We start from the raw sequence: 17,893 nt of genomic DNA on the forward strand, positions 1-17,893 counted from the left end.
CCTTTTTTATCAACTGATGATCAGTTCATATTTTTCTGGATGCCATCAAGTGACTTATCCGCTTCATCGGCTAAAAACTTCTGGTATAACGCAGGAGAATCTTCACCAATGGCCGACTTAGCCACAGATTCAACATTCATGTTGTAAGCGTCTTTATCTAGACCAACAAGCAAATACAAGTTACCCGCAGGGCTAAACTGTGTGCGATAAACGCGAGCGCGTTGCAATGTCATCGCCGCCAAGGTTTTTTGAACTCGCTCTGACACGTCAGAGTTTGTGTTTTCACCGTTGACCGTACTGTCTTTGGTAACACGAGCCATACGACTAGCAACATCGGTAGAGAACTCACCCGCTAGACGAGCACGACCTTCTGTCGCGGCAACATCACGCATCATGCCTGGGCCTGATGCCATTTTCTTAGAATAACCTACAGCTTGAAGCTCAAGACCTTCAACAGGCTGACTGCAAATCCATGAAGGTGCAGACTCACCTGGTGTGTCTGGGTATGAACAATCTGAAAACGTATCAGGAATCATGCTGCAACCGGCCATAGCACTAACAGACGCCGCAATGAACGCAACTTTAAATAATTTCATTTAACTCTACCTACTTATAAGCCAGGAATTTTAATACAAGAACCAAGAACTTCTGTTTCATTCACGTCACATTTGCCATGAGACAATTTAGCAACATCACCGATCTTGATTTTATTAATGACTTCTTCATCGCCTACGTAAACGTAAGCACCAGTCGCATCAACGTTTTTCGTCACTTCACCTTCACCAATCAATACTTCTTGGATGCGGGTTTCATTAGTAATAGGAGTCACTTGTTTTTCTTTGTGGTAGAAGTTAACCGTTGCGCCTTCTATTGCACCTTGTTTTTTACTGATGGTCACGCGGAACAAAGAACTCTCGCCTGGCTTGCCCACTTCATCGCGACGCTCAATAACATACGCTTCTGGCGCTAGGTCATTCAAGGTTTGAAAAGAACCAGATTTCACCGCTTCAGCCAATGTTTCGCTGTATAAACCGCGCAGTTGAGAATCGCTCACTGGGCAACGTGAATTATTAGTTTCAGAACTGAAGCTTTCTGAACCATCGTATTCGTACGTATTAATCAACTCCATGGAAGGCATTTTATAAGCACGAACGTACATTTTCGCTTTCGCAGAGAAGCTGCAGTAAGCTTCAACACGATGACGTTCACCCTTATCATCTACCCAAGAGCGCGCTTTATGGAAACTTTTACTACTGTTCAGCGTAACAATTTTGCTCATCAGAGCAACGTCAGCAACAGACGGTCCGCTAGTACGGAACTTGCCAGATTTCTCAGCAGCAATAAGCTCGTCTTTCAGTTTTAGCGCCAACTTGCGATCAACTACCGTGTTACCTGATTTCATCACACGCTGAGTAAGGTCATCGTAGACTTCACCAATAAAAAACTTACCATCAGGCGTACTGTACTCAACAGGCGCTACAATAATTTTGCTGCCTTGCCCTTTGAGCTGTTCCGCTAATTGCTGTTTGGTTGGAGCAAGCTCAGCCATAGGGACTGATGTTAATTGAGTTTTCGCCAATTCTGGAGTACAACCTGCAAGCGCCATTGCGCCTACTACACTGGCCATTACAAAAAGTTTTTTCTTGAACATAGTTAAGGACTCTACCTAGTTAGTTTCCATACCGAAGGCCTTCCATAGACCTTCTCTTTTTAGCTTCTGTACAGCCAACACCAGCGTGGCTTTTTTCCCCACTGATGCACCTGAAGCAGAAGAAGCTCTTACCTGCCAACGAGCTGAAGACACCTCGCCGTCACGATCTGTTAACGATCCTAAAAACGTCATATTGACCACACTTTGCCCAAACAAGGTGTCACTACTGAACTGAGTGCTGTAGCGAATGGTGACATCACAAACTCGGCATCGACCTAGACGCAAGCCGTCATCCAACAAGCTCGCTCTAATCGCCTGATTAATGCTGGATTCAGGGCCTTTCAGCTCTACGCTTGGCTTTCTTTTATCGATCACCGCACTAAGCTGATCTTCAAGATGGGATGCTTTTTCTTGATTCATCAAGCCGGACCATAAAACAGCCAGCTGATCAGCAGAACGAGCATCAGGAATCAGCGCTTTGGCTTTTAACCACCACTGGAATCGATTTTCTCGAGTGTCGGCCATCACCGCATGAACATCACTGGCCGTGGCGTTATACTGGCGCAACCACTCTTTGGCCAAAGCCGCACGATTCACCCGAACAAGGGTCAGGGTTTTGGTGTCTAGCACGGCGGTTTTGATCGTTTCATAATGACTAAGCGATACCGTTGCAACGGTGGAGTTAAGCTGACGGTCAGCGTATTCATCCAGCGCTTGCGTGGTTTCTTGTGTTCTATGAGAAAGAGAGGAACTGATTTCAGTTTTTAATTTTCCGGCGACATTGGCTAACGCCTGTTGATTGGCTTGAGTCAGGTTATACCCTTCCCCTGCGCCGTAAATCCATTGCTCACTGTCCGCTACTGGAGAGGTCCACCAATCCGGCGTAGTTTCCTTAATACTCTGACAAGCGGTTAGCAATAAACCGAGCGCGAAAAAGACAAAAACTCTCATAATTGATCCTTAAAATAAACCGCGTATTCATAACGAGTGAGTAGCATGTCGGCAGCGGTAGATGCATCAATGTCTCCTACGACAAAAACATTAGGGCGCACTTCACGTCTGAGCGCTTGCAGCCTTGTCTTAATCTGTTTTTCATTGGACTCTAAAATGGCCTGATCCAATGCCGCGATGGCCTTTTTGCTCGCGACGCCCGCGTCCGCCAATTCAGAATAATCGGCACCGTACCCCACATAGGCGAAATATTGATTCAAAAACAACCCTGCACGCCCTAAGGAATGCGCTTCCATGTAGTAAGTTATGTTGGCGTTATCCAATCGAAAGTCGTCAAAACCATTTGAATAATCAGAGTAGAAAAAAGAACCTAATTGGAAATCAGAAAACGGCAACGAAGGGTCAAAAGAGCGACGTAAACTGACAACTTGATAAGCAACAATACGTGATTTTTGTGTGGCAACAGCCAATAAATATTTACGATCTGTGTAATAACGATATTCAAGATCTTTAACTGTTTTGGAAGGTTTTATGACTTTCGCAATACCAAACGTTTGTTCGATAAAATCAAGATTACCACCGACTTTAACGTTCTCAAGATGAGAAAACTCTACATTATTTGTAAAGTGACTAATGCTGCTATCGTAGATTTCAATAAGAAGTTCTTTGGTATCGCCCCATGATCCAAAAGAAATCATCACAGAGGCAATTAAAACGGTAATGGCTTGTATACGCTTATAAATAGGCGTCTTTTGAGCTACTGGCTGGTCCATCTTTTGTAAAAATTCCGTTTACTTTTGTAAAGAAAGGCCATTTAACTACAAAAAAGCCATACAGATCAACAAATAAGTAGAAAAAATCCAGAAGGAATGACGCTTTCTTTACTAAAAAAAAACTACATAGTTTCTTTGAACACAAAAATCGTACGTTTTTCATCCAGAAAATAAGCATGAAAATTCATGAAAAATTCCGTCTCACTAAAGAAAAAAGACACATGCACCAAGATAAACACTTGATCAAATTGAGAAATATAACCGATTGGTAAGATTTGAAAGAAAATAGAAAACAAATATTTTAAAAATGACCTAACGTCATAATTCGAGAAATAATGATTAAAAAAAAAACAACCAAGAAAAAGAAAGCCGCCTATTTTATTGATATAAATCAAATTTCATAAGCGTCATTTTCAAAAATACAAATAGATTTTAATGAAAACTCATAATACACAAAGAAATCGCCGAACAAAAAATAGACTGTTTGGTCATAGTGAAAAGCAAACAACCACTTTAAAAAATGAAAATAACAATATTAACAATCAGAACAAAACGCTTATCAAAACATCAATATATTGCATTTACTCTTGCAGATATTTTTGCAATACGACATCTTGATCAATCATTTTACTTAACCAACTTATAAAGTAATTTGCTCTGGAATTGATTCTAGAGGTGGCCGAACAAACAAGATACCAACATCCTATCTCGGGGACGGTCTGCTCCAATGGCACGACCAATTTGCCGCTTGCAATGTCACCACAGCAGAAGAAGGCGGGGACAAAAGCAATGCCCTGACCAGCAATAGCGGCTTCTAACACCAACTGATAGTTATCATACCCCTCTTTGACCTCCAATTGGTCGAGAGACATCACACCTTGCTGCTGCAGCCAATAGGATAAATTTTTGGGGGATTCAGAAACATGCAGCAATGGCTTAGTTAATAGCTCAGTTAACGAAGAACAAGCTTGCTTAGAAAACAAAGTCGGACTGCATACCGGTACCAAACTGCCTTTAAATAAATACTGATACGATAAATTATGATCTTTTTCTTCACTATAAATAACACCTAAATCGGCGGTACTTTTTTCAAATTCCCAACTAAAATAGGTGCTAAACAATTCAACGTTCAAGCTTGGGTATTGCTGTCGGAAAAAGCCCAAGCGCGGCACCAGCCATCTTGATGCAATCCCCATATAAAACTGCACAACCAATTTACCCTGATCAGGCTCACCAAAATTTTCCTCCGTACTGTGCTCTATGATTTGTAACGCATCGTGCACATCTTGATAATAACGCTGACCGAGGTTTGTTAACGCCACCCGCCGCCCCATGCGTACAAAAAGCTCCGCCCCTAAGTCTTGTTCCAGCTTCTTTATCTGATGACTGATCGCCGAGTGAGTAACATTCAGCTCATTGGCCGCCTGCTGAAAGCTCAACAAACGCGCGGTAACTTCAAAAGCACGCAATGCATTTAACGAAGGTAATCGTCTTTTCATATCGACTATATCCAAGCTCTATTGAGGGCTAAAACAAGATTCACTGAGTAACCAATCACAAAACACAGTTGACGCCGTAGATAAAGGCAAGCCTTTTCGATAGCACAAATAGTAGTTGCCTTTGGTCTCAATACTGTCCATAAAAGGGGCTACCAGCTGTTGTGCCAAGACCCCCTCTTGCATCATTTCGTCATACATTAAGCAAATACCAAATCCATTTGCCGCCATACTGACTGCAGAAGCATGGCTGTCCGTATAGTGCCGCGGTAAATCCAGCAAAGCGGATAACCCCACGTGACTTAACCAACTGTCCCAACCTTGCTTAGCGCCAATCACTTCCAACAAGGGTAGACAGGCCAAGTCCTCAGGGTTACGGAGGCGCTTGGCATTTTCAGTACTGCAATAGGGGCGCAAATTGGGGGTAATCAAAGGGTAAGCGTCGAACCCAGACCAATCCCCAGAGCCATAACGAATTTCTAGCTCGGTGGTGGATCGCTCAAAATCACTTTCCCAGTTGGTTCCTAGCTGTCGAACCGTCACTTGGGGGTATATCGCATGAAATTTGGCCATGTGCGTGGCCAACCACAGTACACCAAAAGACTCATTAACGTTGACTTCCACCATAGAAGCATTAACAGGGCTAAAAATCTGAGCGGCCCCAGTATTTAATAGGCTCATGGAATCCTGCACCAAAGGCAAAAAAGCCCGCCCAGCATCCGACAACTGTATTGCACGATTTGCCCTTACAAACAATTTTTGTGCCAAATGATGCTCCAACAGTTGAATCTGTTGGCTCACAGCAGACTGGCTCATATTCAACTCTTCCGCCGCCAAGGTGAAACTTAACTGGCGTGCTGCTGCCTCAAATGTTCGCAGCCAATTCAACTGTATATTGTTGGTTAACCCTTTCTGCATAATCCCTCACTTCAAATAAGCTTAGCTTATCTAAAATCACAAATTTTATCGTTTGTAGTAATGCTAACCGTTTTATAGCATCAGTCTATCCCAACACACAAGCTCCAATTTGTGAGCCTCAACATGAGAATAGAGACTATGAAAAGTACAACTGACGTTCTTATTATTGGCGGTGGTATTGCGGGCGTAAGCACCCTATACCATCTAACAAAAATGGGGTTAAGCGATGTTATGCTGACGGAAAAACTAGAGCTTACATCAGGGTCGACCTGGCACGCTGCGGGTAACTTGCCGCATTTCAGTAACAGCTACAACATCATGAAATTACAGCAATACAGCATTGATCTTTATAGTCGTTTGCAAGAAGAAACTGGCCAGCAAGTTGACCATCACCAAACGGGAGCCATTCGTCTCGCTCACACTCAAGATCGCATGGATGAATTCCAACGAGTTGCAGCCATGTCTGACCTTGCAGGCTTGGATCTAGAAATCGTAGACAATCAGCGCTTACAAGAACTTTTCCCTTTTCTAGATACCACTGGATTGGTCGGCGGCCTATGGGACCCTGCTGATGGTCACATAGACCCAACCAGCGTCACCAACGCCATGGCGGCTGGCGCTCGAGCCGCGGGTGCCACTATTGTGCGTAATAACCCAGTAAAATCGATCGAGCAACAGGCCAATGGTCGCTGGACAGTGACCACAGAAAAAGGTGTGATTGACGCAGGTAAAATCGTCAACGCAGCCGGCTTCCGCTGTAACGAAGTCGCGGAAATGATTGGTCATCGACTGCCAGTTTGCTCAATGGAACACCAATTTGTTGTGACCGACAATGTGCCAGAATTAGAAGCCCGTGACACCATGTTACCCATGCTTCGCGACCCAGATGTGTCCTATTATTTACGCCAAGAAGGCAAAGGCTTCATCTTAGGTCCGTATGAAAAAGACGGCATTCCATGGGCGGTAGATGGCGTACCAACGGCCTTCGGCCAGGAATTATTGCAACCATCTTTAGATCGTATTGAAGACATTATGTGTACCGCCATGGAGCAAGTTGGCATTGTTGCTAATGCGGGAATTAAAACCACCGTTAATGGTCCTATTACCTACACCCCAGACGGTCACCCTTTGATTGGCCCAGTGCACGGCTATGACAATTATTTTGTCTGTACCGGCTTTAACTTCGGTATCGTACAAGGCGGTGGCGCGGGTCACTTTATGGCGCAATGGATTGTTGATGGCCACCCAGAACTGGACCTTTTCGAGCTGGATCCCCGTCGCTTTGGCGACTACGCAACCCACGAATACACAGTGGCGAAAGGAACCGAAGTGTACGCCAACGAATATCAGTTGGGCTTTCCCAATGAATATGCCATGCGTCCAGCAAAACGCGGCCAAAAACAAGCGCCAATCTACCAGCGCCAAGCGGAGCAAAATGCCGTCTTTGGTGCCTATTTCGGCTGGGAGCGTGCCAGTTGGTTTGCCCCTAAAGGCAGTAAAGCAGAAGAACAACACAGTTTTCGCCGCGGCAATTGGTTCGAGCCCGTTGCTGCAGAGTGCCAATTAGTGCAGCAACATGTTGGTGTATTAGATCTGTCGCCATTCACAAAATTTGAAATTTCAGGATCCGGGGCTCATGCCTGGTTAGAGTCGTTCTCTCCTAACCGAATCCCAACTCAAACAGGCAATATTGCCCTCGCGCACCCATTAACTAACGATGGCGGGATTGCTTGGGAGTTCTCCATTACCAAGTTAGAGAATGGGCACTATTACATGATGGCGCCTGCTGCTGGCGAGCTGCTTATTGAAGATTGGTTGCGTACTCGCTTACCGAAAGATGGCTCTGTTGGCCTCAACAATATCACACGTGAATACGGCACTTTGGTTTTAGCTGGGCCAGACGCACGAAAAGTATTGCAACAATTGACCGAGACAGACCTAAGCAATGCCGCTTTCCCTTGGTTCACTGGACAAGAAATTCTAGTCGCAGGTGTACCCACCAGAGCACTCAGAATGAATTTTGTCGGCGAACTAGGCTGGGAGTTGCATCACCCTATTGAGCATCAAGCAGCCCTCTATGATGCTTTAATGGCGGCAGGTAAAGCGTTCAACATTGGTAACTTTGGCCTTAGAGCCATGGACTCCATGCGTCTTGAAAAAGGCTACTCAATGTGGGGCCACGACCTCAACACTGAATTTAGTATTCTCGAGTCCAACTTAAGTTTCTTTGTAAAAATGGGCAAAGGGGAATTTGAAGGTAAAGCTGCCCTTAGCATTGAAAAAGAAGCCGGTATTAAACAAAAAATGATGCTGATTGAAGTCCATTCAACAGACCTTGATGCCGCCAATGGCATGGAACCTATTTACCATGATGGCAAAGCCGTAGGCCAAGTCAGCTCAGGTGGATACGGCCATCGCTGCCAAAAAAGCCTAGCCCTTGCCTATATCCAAAGCGACTACCTAGATAAATCCTTAACGGTAAAAATCCTTGGTGATCACTACCCGATCAGCTGCCTAAGTAAGCCGCCTTACGATGCCAATTCAGAGCGTTTAAAATCAGACGACTGATCTCTTCCATCAGTAAAGGCTATCTGCAAGGGCTGTAATTAGAACAAGCCCTTGCTGATAGATAAAATTCGCTAAATAAAAGGGTCATAAACACAGTTTATGACCCTTTCTTTTTTGTGTTATTAACACTTAGCGCAAAGAAAAACTTAGCGAGACAAAAAAGCCAGCAAACCGGCGTTAATAACCACCACCGGTAAGGGTCCATACCACCACAGCGTCTTCACTGTCTGATGGATTACGTACCCAATGGGGTTCGTCTCCGGTAAGAATAAAACTGTCCCCTGCACTTAATAAGAAGCGCTTTTCGCCAATACCAAGCTCGATCGTGCCAGCTTGTAACAAACCGCCTTCTTCACCTTTTCTTTCCCGTGCTTGCGTTTCTGAGCCCGGTGAAAAGGTTGTCAAAATCATCTGTAATTGGCCTGATAGACGTGGCGACAACAGCTCTTCCCTAATGCCTGTTCCTGCAAAGTTCAAACCACGTCGAGCGTCACCACGCACAATGTGATTCACTTCTTCGATAGGCGCCTCCAAATCCGTATGGAAAAACCAACTCATTTGCACATCCAGTACCTTGCAAATTGCCTGTAGGATCGGGATTGGCAACGCGGACACTCCCCGCTCAACTTGGCTAACATAGCCAACAGAGCGCTGAATCCGCTCCGCCATTTCAACCAAGGTGATGCCCTTGGCTTTACGTAAATCACGTATTTGACGGCCAATTCTTAGGTTTTCAGCGTCTGCATCATTGCGTATTTTATTCGTCATAACAGCCCATACTAGCCCGTGTTTAAAGTCATTTTCCTAATCAAAGCAACGTATTCAAGCGGTTAAGATCATTCGCCAAATCGGAACAAAGCGAAACAAAAAACCACCTTTATAAAAGGCAGATAAGAGTAACCGATAACATTCAAAAACGTAAGGCACATGCCTTTCCAATCGTTTATTAACCAACAACAAAGCCGCTTATCTTGCGATAGCGGCTCGATTCTCGGCACAAAAGTGCTGAGAACTATAAATAACTGAGAAGGATAAAGTACAATGGGTTACACCCTATTGTGCCGCTATCCTTGCAGACTCTAGGGTTTGACTAATCAAGGCATTAATCGTCATTGGACCCACACCACCTGGCACCGGCGTTACCGCCATCGCTCGCTCGGCCAAACCCGTTTTATCTATGTCACCAATACCACCAGGGTGATAACCCGCGTCCACCACCACAGCGCCATCTTTAATCCACTCAGCTTTAATCAATTCTGGCTGGCCCACAGCTCCGATCACAATGTCTGCTTGAGCCACCAGAGCCGCTAAATTTTCAGTGCGTGAATGGCACACAGTGACGGTCGCATTGGCATTTAACAGCATGGCTGCCATCGGCTTACCTAAAATAGGACTGCGCCCTACTACCACCGCATGTTTACCTGCTAAAGGCACATCGTAATGATGCAACAAGGTCATAATACCGGCAGGAGTAGCTGAGCCAAACGCCAACTCGCCCATCGACATCAAGCCAAAACCTTGAGTGGTCACGCCATCCACATCTTTTTCAATGGCAATGGAATCAAAACAGGCCCTTTCATCGATCTGTGCTGGCACCGGGTGCTGCAATAGAATCCCGCAAATTTTAGGGTCTTTGTTTAATATCTGGATTTGCGCCAGTAATTGCTCTGTCGAAGTCTCTTCTGGCATCTCAATTTTAACCGAGTCCATACCCACACGCTGACAAGCATTTTGCTTCATCTGAACATAGGTCGCAGAGGCTGGATCTCCCCCCACTAAAATAGTCGCTAAGGTCGGCACTTCCGCCCCGGCCTTGGTGAGCACCTCTACCGCGTTTTTCAATTGAGACTCTCTGTGCTTTGCTAATGCTTTACCATCTAATATAAGTGCCGCCATCATTTATTCCTGTCTATTAAGTGATCTTCTATCGATCAAAGAAAAAACAAAGAGCTGCAAGCAGCTCTCAGAAGCGCCAACTATTAGCGCTTAATATTTTCCATGGCTGGGTCATAGAAAGAACGCAGCGAAGGTGTCACTTGATAACGCACACACTCCACTTCAATTTCAAACTTGGTTGCTTCTAACCAATCTTTTGTCACGCCCGCTTCTGACTCGATATAGCCCATGGCTACCGTCGCCCCAAGCGTATGACCAAACATACCAGCCGTGGTCCGACCAACAATGACACCATCGGCATAAATCGGCTCTTCGTGGTAACAAAGCGGCTCTGCATCATCAAATAAGAAGGCAACAAAACGTTTTTTCAGAGGACCCTGCGCTTTTTGCGCAAGCACCGCTTCCTTGCCAATAAAGCCTCCTGCTTTTTCAAAATCACAGGTAAAGCCCAAGCCAGCTTCCAGCACAGTGTCTTCGTCTGTGATATCGTGGCCCCAATGGCGGTAGCATTTTTCCATCCGCAACGAGTTCATCGTATGGTAGCCATAAGGACGAATATCAAACTCAGCACCCGCTTCAAACACTAACTCGTACACGCTTGGCGCAAACTCCGTTGGAATATACAACTCCCAACCCAGCTCACCCACATACGTAATACGCGACGCTCGCACAATCGCATAACCCAACTCAATCTCCCGCGACGTGGCAAATGGGAAACCTTCATGGGATAAATCGGCCTTGGTCAATTTAGCAAGAGTGTCACGGGACTTAGGCCCCATTACAGTGACTACCGCATACGCTGAGGTCATATCTGTGATAACCACCGCGGTATCGACCTGTTTATGACGGCGTAGCCAATCCAAATCACGGGTTTGACAAGCGACTCCAGAGACCACCAAATACTGATCATCGGCTAAGCGCGTTACCGTCACATCCGCTTCAATCCCACCACGCTCATTTAGCCATTGGGTGTAAACCATTTTGCCCACGGCAACCGACACATTGTTGCAACAAATACGGTTGAGAAACGCCTCAGCGTCCGGGCCTTCAATCTTATATTTACAAAAAGAACTCTGATCAATAACCCCCACTGACGTTCTGACGGTATGATGCTCTTCTTTGTTGTTATCAAACCAGTTCTGACGACCAAAAGAGTATTCGTACTCGGCTTTTTGGCCTTCTTTGGCAAACCAGTTAGCGCGCTCCCAGCCATTTTCACTGCCAAATACCGCACCCTGTGCTTTTAGTTGCTCATGCAATACTGAGCGTCTAACACCACGTGCCGTTTTAAACTGTTTGAAGGGATAATGGGTTTCATACAAGAGCCCCAAAGACTCTGTGGTACGCTCTTGTAAGTACTTCTGAGTGCCTTGAAAAGGCATGTTTCGACGAATGTCCACGTCCCATAAATCTTGTGGCGCATGCCCTTTATGAATCCATTCTGCCAACATTTTACCCGCACCACCGGCGGACTGAATGCCCACCGAGTTGAACCCAGCGGCGACGAAATAGTTACGCACCTCTGGCGCCTCACCAAGATGATAACGATCGTCTGGCGTGAAGGATTCAGGGCCATTAAAAAACACCTGCAAACCGGTTTTTTCAAGAATGGGTAAACGGTGCATGGCCGCTTCTAAATAGGGTTCTAAATGATCAAAATCTTCTGGCAATTGATCAAAGAAAAAGTTTTCTGGAATGCCTTCCATCCCCCAAGGCTTCGCATTTGGCTCAAACATGCCCACCAATAACTTGCCTGCGTCTTCTTTGTAATAGCAATAGCCATCCATGTCTCGCATCGTCGGCAAGCCACGCTGCAAATCAGGCATGTTTTCTGTGACCACATAAAAGTGTTCCGCCGCATGCAGTGGCACATTAACACCGGCTTTTTTACCAAATTCTCGAGCCCACATGCCTGAACAATTCACGACATATTCTGCGTCTATATCGCCTTGTTCGGTAATCACACCCACCGCTTTACCGTCTTTGACCTTCATATCTAAGACTTTAACGCCTTCAATAATCTTGGCACCACCTTGGCGCGCGCCTTTGGCCAATGCTTGCGTAACATCAACAGGGCTTGCCATACCATCCATAGGTAAATGAATTGCACCAATCACATCGTCCACATTCATCAGTGGCCATAGCGCTTTGGCTTCATCTGGAGAAATCACATCACACGGAAAGCCTGCAACCTTAGCCATAGAAGCGCCGCGCTTCAGTTCTGCAAGGCGCTCTTTATTGGTCGCTATCGTCAAAGAGCCATTACGAACAAACCCAGTTCCTTGGCCTGTTTCCGCTTGTAACTGTTCATACAAGGTCGCGCTGTAATTCGCCAGCATCGACATATTGTATGTAGCACGTAACGTCGGCACCAAGCCCGCCGCATGCCAAGTAGTGCCACAGGTAAGTTGCCTTCTTTCGAGCAGTACCACATCGGTAAAACCCAGCTTGGTTAAATGGTATGCCACGCTGCAACCGATAACGCCGCCGCCAACGATCACAACTTGAGCTGAACTAGGTAGTGTTTTTGTCATCATCTTTCTCCAAGCGCCTTACCCTGTCGATAAAGCGCTTCATAAATCCATTCACTTAGTTGAATACTACGGTCTTGTTACCACGCACTAACACTCGATCTTCTAAATGCGCACGCAAACCCCGCGCCAAGACAACTTTCTCAACGTCTTTACCCCGTCGCACTAGTTCTTCAACCTTGTCACTGTGCTTCACACGAACCACGTCCTGGTCAATAATCGGCCCTTCATCAAGGTCTTCTGTCACATAATGGCAGGTAGCCCCAATCAACTTCACGCCACGTTCAGCGGCTTGATGGTAGGGCTTAGCACCAATAAAAGAAGGCAGGAAGCTGTGATGAATATTGATCACTTTGTGCTTCAAAGTCTGACATAAGGAAGGCGGCAGAATTTGCATGTAACGCGCCAGCACCACACAATCGGCTTCCTGTTCGGCCACCAAACGCTCCACTTCAGCAAACCCAACGGATTTATTGCTAGGGTCAATCGGCACACAAAAATACGGAATGCCGTACCACTCAACCATGCTACGCATGTCTTCGTGATTGGATATCACACAAGGAATATCACATTCCAAATCACCACTTTTCCAGCGGTCTAGCAAATCAGACAAACAATGGCTGCCTTTACTCGCCATCAACACCACTTTTTTAGGACGGCTGGTATCAAGTACCTGCAAATTCATACTGAACTCTTCTTGCAAGCTAGCAAATTTTTGCGCTAACACTTCCGCACTAAACGACAGTGACTCTGCTTTAATTTCAAAGCGAGAGAAAAACCAATTGTTTTCTTCGTCTGAATAGTGAGCTGCTTCTTTAATCCAGCCGCCATTGTTGGTAATCACCTCACCAACGCGTGTCACAATACCAATACGATCAGGACAATCTAAAACAATACGATAGGTGCGGTCCGACATCTCATGCTCTCCGAATCGGGCATTGTTAAAATGCCCCAATTGCTAATAAGTTAAGTAATTAAAGGGCGGCTTCCAATTCTGGCAATACGTCAAAAAGGTCCGCTTGCAAGCCGTAATCAGCGACATTAAAAATAGGCGCTTCTTCATCTGTATTGATGGCCACAATGATTTTAGAATCTTTCATACCGGCCAGATGCTGGATCGCGCCTGAAATGCCCACTGCAATGTACAAATCCGGTGCGACAATTTTGCCCGTTTGACCCACCTGCATGTCATTCGAGACAAAACCTGCGTCTACCGCCGCACGGGATGCCCCAACGGCCGCGCCAATTTTGTCAGCCACCTTTTCCAGCAGCACAAAGTTGTCGCCATTTTTCATGCCTCGACCGCCTGAAATAATCACCTTAGCAGAGGTCAATTCAGGTCGATCTGACGCCACCACCTCTTCACTAATAAAACGCGACAACCCTTGGTCAACCGCGTCTGACAGAGACTCTATAAGCGCATCGCCTCCACTAAATTCAATGGCCTCAAACGCCGTACTGCGTACCGTCAGAACTTTTACCGCATCGCTACTTTTGATCGTGGCTAAGGCATTGCCTGCGTAAATTGGACGCACAAAGGTATCAGCATCAATCACTTCTATTAGGTCGGAAATTTGCGCAACATCGAGTAGTGCTGCAAGGCGTGGTGCAATGTTCTTACCCGCTGCTGTGGAAGAAACTAGCACATGACTGATGCCCTTTTCGGCCACTAGATCAACTACGAGAGGCGCTAGATTTTCAGCAAGCTGTTGTTTTAACGCCGCGCAATTGGCCACCCATACTTTGGCAACCCCTTGCGTACTCGCCGCTTCTTCAACGACACTTTGGCAATCTTCTCCCGCCACCAGCAAAGCCACTTCGCTACCGGTTTTACTAGCCAGTGCTTGCGCTGCCGCTAGAGTATTGCCTGTTGCTAGCGCCAATGTTTGATTGTTGTGTTCTGCGATTACTAAAATAGTCATTACAATACTCCTTCCACTTTTAACTTCTCGACAAGCTCAGCCACATTTGCCACTCGTTCGCCTACCGCGCGGGCAGCAGGAGTATTGATTTCTAAGGTGGTCAGTCTTGGGGAAATATCCACAGCCAACTCTTCTGGCGTGATCTGTACCAGTGGCTTACGTTTGGCTTTCATAATGTTGGGCAATGAGGCAAAACGTGGCTCATTGAGGCGCAAATCCGTGGTGATCAAGCTTGGTAATTTCAACGCAACTTTTTGCAGCCCGCCATCGATTTCACGAGTCACAATCGCCTCGCCGTCTTTGATCTCTAAGCTAGACGCAAAGGTACCTTGGGACATACCTGCCAACGCCGCCAACATCTGGCCCGTCTGATTGTTATCCCCATCGATAGATTGCTTACCTAAAATAGCGAGAGAAACCTCTTCACGCTCGACAATCTTGCTGAGCAACTTCGCGATGGCCAAAGGCTGAAGCTCCGACTCTGCTTTCACTTGAATAGCACGATCAGCCCCTAGCGCAAGCGCGGTTCTCAATTGCTCTTGGCAAGCATCATCTCCCACGCTTACCACAATCACTTCTTCAGCCACACCAGATTCTTTTAATCGAACCGCCTCTTCCACCGCGATTTCGCAGAAAGGGTTAATCGACATTTTGACATTCGACACATCAACGCCAGAATTATCTGACTTCACTCGAATTTGAACATTGGCATCCACAACTCGTTTAACGGCGACTAGCACTTTCATTTTTCGCTCCAACAAAGAAGAAAACAAAAATCATATAAATGAAATTTACTTTAATAATTTCATTTATATGATTGTTTATCTCATTTTTTATGTCAATAGTTTTATTGAATAAATCTTAGGCAAGGCAAAAATACTGAAAAACAGGGAGTAACAGCCGCATTAAAGCGGTGTAAAAAGGAAGGCAAACAAGGTGGCACCTTCATTGGCTCGCAAGAAACGCCAGCCAATGAAAGCAAAGAGCAGATTTCATCCGTGATATAAGTTGTCTTATCGCACGCAATTACATGTTCGGATAATTCGGTCCACCACCCCCTTCAGGCACTCGCCAGGTAATGTTCTGCGCCGGATCTTTAATGTCGCAGGTTTTACAATGCACACAATTCTGCGCATTGATTTGGAAACGTGGGCTACCGTCCTCGTTCTCCAGCACCTCATAAACACCGGCAGGACAAAAGCGTTGAGCTGGCTCATTAAAGGTCGGCAAGTTATGCAGCACAGGCACCGACAGATCTTTTAAATGTAAGTGGCAAGGTTGGTTCTCTTCATGATTGGTATTCGACAAGAAGACCGACGAACTTTTATCAAAGCTCAGTCTGCCATCCGGTTTAGGATACTGAATATCCGCGCATTCACTGGCGGGCTTTAGACACAAATAATCGGGCTTTTGATCGCGCAAAGTAAACGGCAAGCGCATGATGTTTTGGTCAATGACGTTCAACATACCGCCGACAAAGGTGCCGTATTTGTGTAACGCAGAACCAAAGTTCCGCCCTTTATACAGTTCATCGTATAACCAAGACTGTTTGAAATGCTCATGGTACTGAACAAGATCATGCCCTCCTTGGTCTTTTTTCATCAGCTCAGGAAACAGCACTTCTGCGGCCAACATGCCGGATTTCATGGCAGTGTGAGTGCCTTTAATTTTAGAGAAATTCAAGGTTCCTGCATCACACCCCAGTAACAAAGCCCCCGGCATGGTCATGTTAGGCAAGGAATTCAAGCCTCCTTTGGCAATGGCTCTCGCCCCGTAAGACAAACGTTTGGCTCCCGATAAATATTGAGCAATCAAAGGATGATGTTTCATACGCTGAAATTCATCGTAAGGGCTTAAATTCGGGTTGCTGTAATTTAAATCGGTAATCAAACCAACCACTACTTGGTTATTATCCCCATGATATAAAAAGAAACCGCCTGTGGAGTTCGATTCACTCAGCGGCCAGCCGGCCCCATGTAACACCAATCCAGGCTGATGCAAACTCTCATCGATTTCCCATAATTCTTTAATTCCGAGACCATAATGCTGAGGGTCTTTACCTTCATCTAACGCAAACTTATTAATCAGCTCTTTGCCTAGATGCCCACGGCACCCTTCTGTAAATACCGTGTATTTGGCCAGCAAATCCATGCCCGCCATGTAGTTATCCTTTGCGTTTCCATCCGCATCAACCCCCATATCGCCGGTGCCAATCCCCGCCACACGACCGCTTTCTTCATCATAGATAATATGCGCCGCCGCAAAGCCTGGAAATATCTCCACCCCCAATTGCTCCGCTTGCTCTGCCAACCAACGACAAAGGTTTCCCACACTGGCAACATAGTTACCATGGTTATGCATCGGCTTAGGCGCTAAGGCATTGGGGATTTTGATCGATTTCTTAGCACTGTTTAGATAATAAATTTGGTCCTCCACCACAGGAACGGTCAATGGCGCACCTAACGCTTGCCAGTCTGGAAACAATTCATCAAGCGCTCTTGGCTCAACGACCGCGCCAGATAAAATGTGCGCCCCCACTTCCGCACCCTTTTCAACCACGCACACCATTAACTCTTCGCCTGCGTTATTCGCTTGTTGCATTAAACGACAAGCCGTCGATAATCCAGCCGGTCCTGCCCCGACAATAACGACATCAAACTCCATACTTTCGCGTGTCATATTTACCCCTAATCATCAAACTGCACATATAGAAAAAGTTAACAGGAAAATTACACACAGAAAATGAAAATACAACACAAAATTTCATTTATACGAAATTATACTTCCCTCTCATCTAGCTTATGAACCTTGGCAAAGGAACATTAACGCACTTTATTCTGTTTTTTTTACGCTAATTTCCTCTTTTTGCCAATCAAGCAGACAGAGCTGAGTGTTATTGCTTGCACCAAAACAAAGCCATTAATTGACACTTAATCCAACAAAAAATACTCAGCCTAAGGCTTCCACCCCCTCTAGCTAACCTATGCGCAAGGATGTGGCAGCAAGACACCAAACCTGCACAAAAAGCACGCAGTTTTAGTGTTAGTTTTTCTAACGGATACGCAGTTTTAATCATTTGTAGGGATATTTTTTACACGGCAGTATCGATTTAAGTCATTTTTATGGCCCTGTTTCAGTCGCCACAAAATGATTCAAAAACACAAAGCGAATAATTGCCGCGTTGATT

General features: G+C 45.7%; 14 protein-coding genes. 1 reads left to right on the forward strand and 13 read right to left on the reverse strand.

The window, feature by feature from the left end; all coding sequences use genetic code 11:
* Positions 1–20 precede the first annotated feature (20 nt).
* The 6 genes from ACIGBN_RS07805 to ACIGBN_RS07830 all read right to left on the reverse strand — a co-directional run bounded on the left by ACIGBN_RS07805 (position 21) and on the right by ACIGBN_RS07830 (position 5,789).
* Positions 21–596, reverse strand: coding sequence for an LPP20 family lipoprotein (locus tag ACIGBN_RS07805; RefSeq protein ID WP_396664640.1), 576 nt, complete (start codon positions 594–596; stop codon positions 21–23).
* Between the two features lie 14 nt (positions 597–610).
* Positions 611–1,651 (reverse strand): hypothetical protein, encoded by a 1,041-nt coding sequence (locus tag ACIGBN_RS07810; protein ID WP_396664642.1) that lies wholly within the window; start codon positions 1,649–1,651, stop codon positions 611–613.
* Positions 1,652–1,666: 15 nt separating this feature from the next.
* Positions 1,667–2,602 carry an LPP20 family lipoprotein gene (locus ACIGBN_RS07815; protein ID WP_133003508.1) on the reverse strand — a complete coding sequence of 312 codons (936 nt, stop codon included), beginning with the start codon at positions 2,600–2,602 and terminating at the stop codon, positions 1,667–1,669.
* Positions 2,599–3,375, reverse strand: coding sequence for an ETEC_3214 domain-containing protein (locus ACIGBN_RS07820; protein ID WP_396664644.1), 777 nt, complete (start codon positions 3,373–3,375; stop codon positions 2,599–2,601). Before ACIGBN_RS07820 ends, ACIGBN_RS07815 begins: the two co-directional genes overlap by 4 nt.
* A gap of 581 nt (positions 3,376–3,956) precedes the next feature.
* Positions 3,957–4,874, reverse strand: a complete 918-nt coding sequence (locus ACIGBN_RS07825) for a LysR substrate-binding domain-containing protein (RefSeq protein ID WP_396664646.1) — start codon at positions 4,872–4,874, stop codon at positions 3,957–3,959.
* Positions 4,875–4,892: 18 nt separating this feature from the next.
* Positions 4,893–5,789 carry a LysR family transcriptional regulator gene (locus ACIGBN_RS07830; protein ID WP_396664648.1) on the reverse strand — a complete coding sequence of 299 codons (897 nt, stop codon included), beginning with the start codon at positions 5,787–5,789 and terminating at the stop codon, positions 4,893–4,895.
* A gap of 138 nt (positions 5,790–5,927) precedes the next feature.
* Here ACIGBN_RS07830 and ACIGBN_RS07835 point away from each other — a divergent pair, with 138 nt between their 5' ends.
* Positions 5,928–8,357 carry an FAD-dependent oxidoreductase gene (locus ACIGBN_RS07835; protein ID WP_396664650.1) on the forward strand — a complete coding sequence of 810 codons (2,430 nt, stop codon included), beginning with the start codon at positions 5,928–5,930 and terminating at the stop codon, positions 8,355–8,357.
* 177 nt (positions 8,358–8,534) lie between these two features.
* Here the strand turns inward: ACIGBN_RS07835 and ACIGBN_RS07840 are convergent, their stop codons facing one another.
* The 7 genes from ACIGBN_RS07840 to ACIGBN_RS07870 all read right to left on the reverse strand — a co-directional run bounded on the left by ACIGBN_RS07840 (position 8,535) and on the right by ACIGBN_RS07870 (position 17,385).
* Positions 8,535–9,125, reverse strand: coding sequence for a helix-turn-helix domain-containing protein (locus ACIGBN_RS07840; RefSeq protein ID WP_133003503.1), 591 nt, complete (start codon positions 9,123–9,125; stop codon positions 8,535–8,537).
* Positions 9,126–9,410: 285 nt separating this feature from the next.
* Positions 9,411–10,253, reverse strand: a complete 843-nt coding sequence (locus ACIGBN_RS07845) for a tetrahydrofolate dehydrogenase/cyclohydrolase catalytic domain-containing protein (RefSeq protein ID WP_396664652.1) — start codon at positions 10,251–10,253, stop codon at positions 9,411–9,413.
* Between the two features lie 83 nt (positions 10,254–10,336).
* Entirely contained in the window at positions 10,337–12,790 is a 2,454-nt protein-coding gene (locus ACIGBN_RS07850) for an FAD-dependent oxidoreductase (RefSeq protein ID WP_396664654.1), read from the reverse strand.
* Positions 12,791–12,842: 52 nt separating this feature from the next.
* Positions 12,843–13,700, reverse strand: coding sequence for a formyltetrahydrofolate deformylase (purU, locus tag ACIGBN_RS07855; protein WP_396664656.1), 858 nt, complete (start codon positions 13,698–13,700; stop codon positions 12,843–12,845).
* Positions 13,701–13,758: 58 nt separating this feature from the next.
* Complete coding sequence (locus ACIGBN_RS07860; RefSeq protein ID WP_133003500.1) at positions 13,759–14,706, reverse strand: electron transfer flavoprotein subunit alpha/FixB family protein; 948 nt, start codon at positions 14,704–14,706, stop codon at positions 13,759–13,761.
* The gene (locus ACIGBN_RS07865; protein WP_133003499.1) at positions 14,706–15,452 is read right to left on the reverse strand and encodes an electron transfer flavoprotein subunit beta/FixA family protein; all 747 of its coding nucleotides are present in this window, start codon (positions 15,450–15,452) and stop codon (positions 14,706–14,708) included. The genes ACIGBN_RS07860 and ACIGBN_RS07865 overlap by 1 nt, the downstream gene beginning before the upstream one ends.
* A 280-nt stretch (positions 15,453–15,732) precedes the next feature.
* Positions 15,733–17,385: an electron transfer flavoprotein-ubiquinone oxidoreductase gene (locus tag ACIGBN_RS07870; RefSeq protein ID WP_133003498.1), complete on the reverse strand. Its 1,653-nt coding sequence runs from the start codon at positions 17,383–17,385 to the stop codon at positions 15,733–15,735.
* Positions 17,386–17,893 lie beyond the last annotated feature (508 nt).

This window comes from Marinomonas sp. NPDC078689 (assembly GCF_044542435.1).
Lineage (GTDB): Bacteria > Pseudomonadota > Gammaproteobacteria > Pseudomonadales > Marinomonadaceae > Marinomonas > Marinomonas arenicola.